This window comes from Methanoculleus sp. MH98A, assembly GCF_000691865.1.
In the GTDB taxonomy this organism is placed as follows: Archaea; Halobacteriota; Methanomicrobia; order Methanomicrobiales; family Methanoculleaceae; genus Methanoculleus.
The window spans coordinates 1-3,440 of the sequence record NZ_JMIO01000119.1 but is presented as its reverse complement, the minus strand read 5'-3'; the positions used below and the strand labels follow the sequence as shown (position 1 = coordinate 3,440).

General features: G+C 57.4%; 4 protein-coding genes. 3 read left to right on the top strand and 1 reads right to left on the bottom strand.

Annotated elements, in window-relative coordinates:
- Positions 1-103 precede the first annotated feature (103 nt).
- The 3 genes from EI28_RS11755 to EI28_RS11750 are packed head-to-tail and all read left to right on the top strand — an operon-like array spanning position 104 to position 2,900.
- The gene (locus EI28_RS11755; protein WP_197018507.1) at positions 104-844 is read left to right on the top strand and encodes a winged helix-turn-helix domain-containing protein; all 741 of its coding nucleotides are present in this window, start codon (positions 104-106) and stop codon (positions 842-844) included.
- Positions 733-1,095 carry a restriction endonuclease gene (locus EI28_RS14475; RefSeq protein WP_231476804.1) on the top strand — a complete coding sequence of 121 codons (363 nt, stop codon included), beginning with the start codon at positions 733-735 and terminating at the stop codon, positions 1,093-1,095. The genes EI28_RS11755 and EI28_RS14475 overlap by 112 nt, the downstream gene beginning before the upstream one ends.
- Positions 1,092-2,900 (top strand): DUF262 domain-containing protein, encoded by a 1,809-nt coding sequence (locus EI28_RS11750; protein ID WP_048115058.1) that lies wholly within the window; start codon positions 1,092-1,094, stop codon positions 2,898-2,900. The genes EI28_RS14475 and EI28_RS11750 overlap by 4 nt, the downstream gene beginning before the upstream one ends.
- Before the next feature lie 173 nt (positions 2,901-3,073).
- Here the strand turns inward: EI28_RS11750 and EI28_RS11745 are convergent.
- A partial coding sequence (locus EI28_RS11745) for a M48 family metallopeptidase (protein ID WP_048115056.1) occupies positions 3,074-3,440 on the bottom strand: 367 nt, incomplete at its 5' end.

Below are 3,440 nucleotides of genomic sequence, written 5' to 3'. Positions count from 1 at the left end.
GAGGATTTTCAGCGCACGGAACACTCTCCGCAACCAAAGAGCAAATTATCGGTGACATCAACCCGAACGCAGATATTCGGCTATCTGGGCAGGAGATGATGGGATGAACGTTCTCGATGCCGCATATGAGGTGCTCCGTGTAGCAGGCGAACCGCTCCACTACCGCGAGATCACGCAACGAATGCTCGATCGAGGTCTCTGGTCGAGTGCAGGGCTGACCCCCTGGGATTCGGTCAACGCCCGGATTGCTGTTGATATCAAAAGAAACCGGGAGCAGTCCAGATTTTATCGAGCAGCTCCCGGCCTCTTCGGGTACCGTGAGGCTGGAGATCCTAACCCCTCTCCGGAGCCCGAACCCGAGCGGGATAGCATGTCCTTCCTCGACGCCGCCGAAATGGTGCTCGAGGATTATGCAGATAGGCAACCGATGCACTACCGGGATATCACCCGAAAGGCTCTCGACCTCGACCTGATCACAACCGGCGGCCTGACCCCCGAGGCGACGATGTACGCCGCGATCCTCACCGAGATCCAGCGGCAGAACAAACGGGGGGAACTCCCGAGGTTCGAGAAACTCGGCAAAGGCTACGTCGGGCTGACCCGGTGGCACGAACAGGGGCTCCCCTACCAGATCGAGGTACACAACCGGGAGGTGCGGGAGCACCTCATGCACCGGATCAGGACGATGGACCCACCGCGTTCGAGGAACTTGTCGGGGAACTGCTCGCAAAGATCGGGTTCGAGGATGTCGCGGTCACCCCCGCGAGCAGCGACGGGGGCATCGACGTGCGAGGGACGCTTGTTGCCGGTGATGTCATCAAAACGAAGATGGCCGTCCAGGTGAAACGCTGGAAGAACAACATCCAGGCGCCGGTCGTCCAGCAGGTCAGGGGCTCCCTCGGCGTGCACGAGCAGGGGCTGATCATCACCACAAGCGACTTTTCAACCGGCGCCCGGCAGGAGGCGGAGCAGCCGGACAAGACACCCATCGCGCTGATGAGCGGCGAGCAGATGGTGAACCTGCTTATCGAATACGATATCGGGGTGATGCGGACGAGTTACGATCTCATCGACCTCGAGGAGGATGAAGAATGACGGCGGGGATTACAAGTTTCCAGAGCAACAAGGTTTTCCTCAAGGATATTCTTGGGGCGATCAACGAACGCAAGATTCAACTCCCCGACTTCCAGCGCGGATGGGTGTGGGATGACAACCGGATCCGGAGCCTGCTCTCGAGTGTCTCCCTCTCGTTCCCAATCGGGGCTGTAATGATGCTTGAGACCGGGAATAGCGAGTGCCGATTCAAACCGCGGGCGATAGAGGGGGTACCCCCTGAACCAGCCGTCGAACCGGATAAGCTGATTCTCGACGGGCAGCAACGACTCACTGCCCTTTTCCAGGCGTTGATCAAGCCGGGAGCGGTGGTTACCGAGGATATTAAGAAGAAGACAATCTTCCGGCACTATTACTTTGACATTGAAAAATGTCTGGATCCCAACGAGGATCGTGAAGAGTGCATCCGGAGCATCTCGGATGATAAGTACGTCAGGAACTTCCGGGGCGAGGTCATGGAGGACTACTCCACACTGGAGAAGGAGTATGCGGCTGGCCTCTTTCCGGTGAAACAGGTGTATGACAGTTTCACCTGGAAAGAGGGGTACGACGAGTACTGGGACTATGATAAAACCAAGATGAGAACCTTCAATCAATTTTACAAGGAGATCGTCCAGCGGTTTGAGCAGTACCAGCTTCCGGTCATCGAGATGGGGAGGGACACTCCAAAAGAGGCGGTCTGCCTTGTCTTCGAGAAGGTGAACACCGGCGGGGTAACACTGACGGTCTTCGAACTCCTGACCGCCACGTTCGCAGCCGATAATTTCTCGCTCCGTAACGATTGGCAGGAGATCGTAAAACGATTCGCCAGAGAAGAGGTCCTGAGGAAGATCCCGAGCGACGACTTCCTCCAGGCGGTCACCTTGCTTGCAACGATGAAGCGGTACCGGGAGCACGTCGACGGAACCGATCCGGACGGGCGTGCGCCTGCAATCAGCTGCAAGCGCAAAGACATACTCAAACTCAAACTTGATGATTACCTTGAGCACCGGGACGCGGTGGTCGAAGGGTTCCTGAAGGCGGCCAAGTTCCTGCGGATGCAGAAGATCTTTATCGGCCGCGACCTGCCGTACCGGACGCAGATCGTCCCGCTGGCCGCCACTCTCGCGGTTCTGGGCGATGAGGCGGATAACGATACGGTGAGAAAACTCCTCTCGCGGTGGTACTGGTGCGGGGTCTTCGGCGAATTATATGGGAGCACGATCGAGAGCCGGTTTGCCAAGGATCTCCCCGAACTGATCGCATGGTTCCGGGGTGGCGACGAACCTACGGCGGTGAAAGAGGCCACGTTCTCCGGAGCCCGCCTCGAAGAACTGACAAGCCGCCGGAGTGCGGCATACAAGGGTATCTTTGCGCTGATGATGCGGGACGGGTGCGAGGACTTCCGCTCCGGCCAGCCGATCGATATTACCAGTTATTACGATGAGAACGTCGATATTCACCACATCTTCCCCCGAAAATGGTGCGACGACCATGCCGACGAGCAGGATATCAACAAGCACTGGACAGCAGTGGACTGCATCATCAACAAGGCACCTCTCTCGGCACGCACTAACCGGATGATCGGCGGAAATGCGCCGAGCGAATATCTGCGGCGGATCGAGAAGAATGAAGGGATTCCGGCGGAGCGCCTTGATCAGATCCTGCGCTCACATGTCATCGATCCGGAAGCGCTTCGGAACGACGACTTCTGGGCGTTCTACGACCGGCGGTACGAGGAGATCCTCGACCGTATCGAGGCCGCGATGGGCAAGCCCGTGATCCGTGAGGAGGGAGAGACGGTATGAGTGTCGGGGCGGTGAGAGAAATCAAAGGGTTCTCCATCGACCTGGCAAAGGTGCGGAAGTGGAAGCGGTATCCGGCATAAGGATTCAGAGGGGGAGGACTAGCGGAGGTGCTGGTGGGGTGGTGGCGGTGATCGTGCGGGTGCTCGGCGGGGGGTGAGGTGCCCTATGAAATTTTAAATATCCAGGTATTTCCCGTTCCTCTCGAGCCACTCTTTTCTCTTCTCGTAATCGGATAGAACCGTTCCGACGAGTTCCCAGAACTCGGGGGTGTGATTATGCTCGATCAGGTGAGCCATCTCATGAACCACGATGTAATCCACAATCGTCATCGGTGCAAGAATCGTCTTCCAGTGAAAATTAAGCGTGCCGTCCTGTGAACACGATCCCCACCGGTACTTGAGATCGAGAATCTTCAAGCCGGTCGGTTGCGCTGCAAACCTGTCCTTATATCGATTTACCCGGTTCTCCAGGATAGTGCGTGCATGCTCCCGGTACCACCGGATGAAGGTTTCCCGTCCTCTGTCAACACACGCCCGGTTC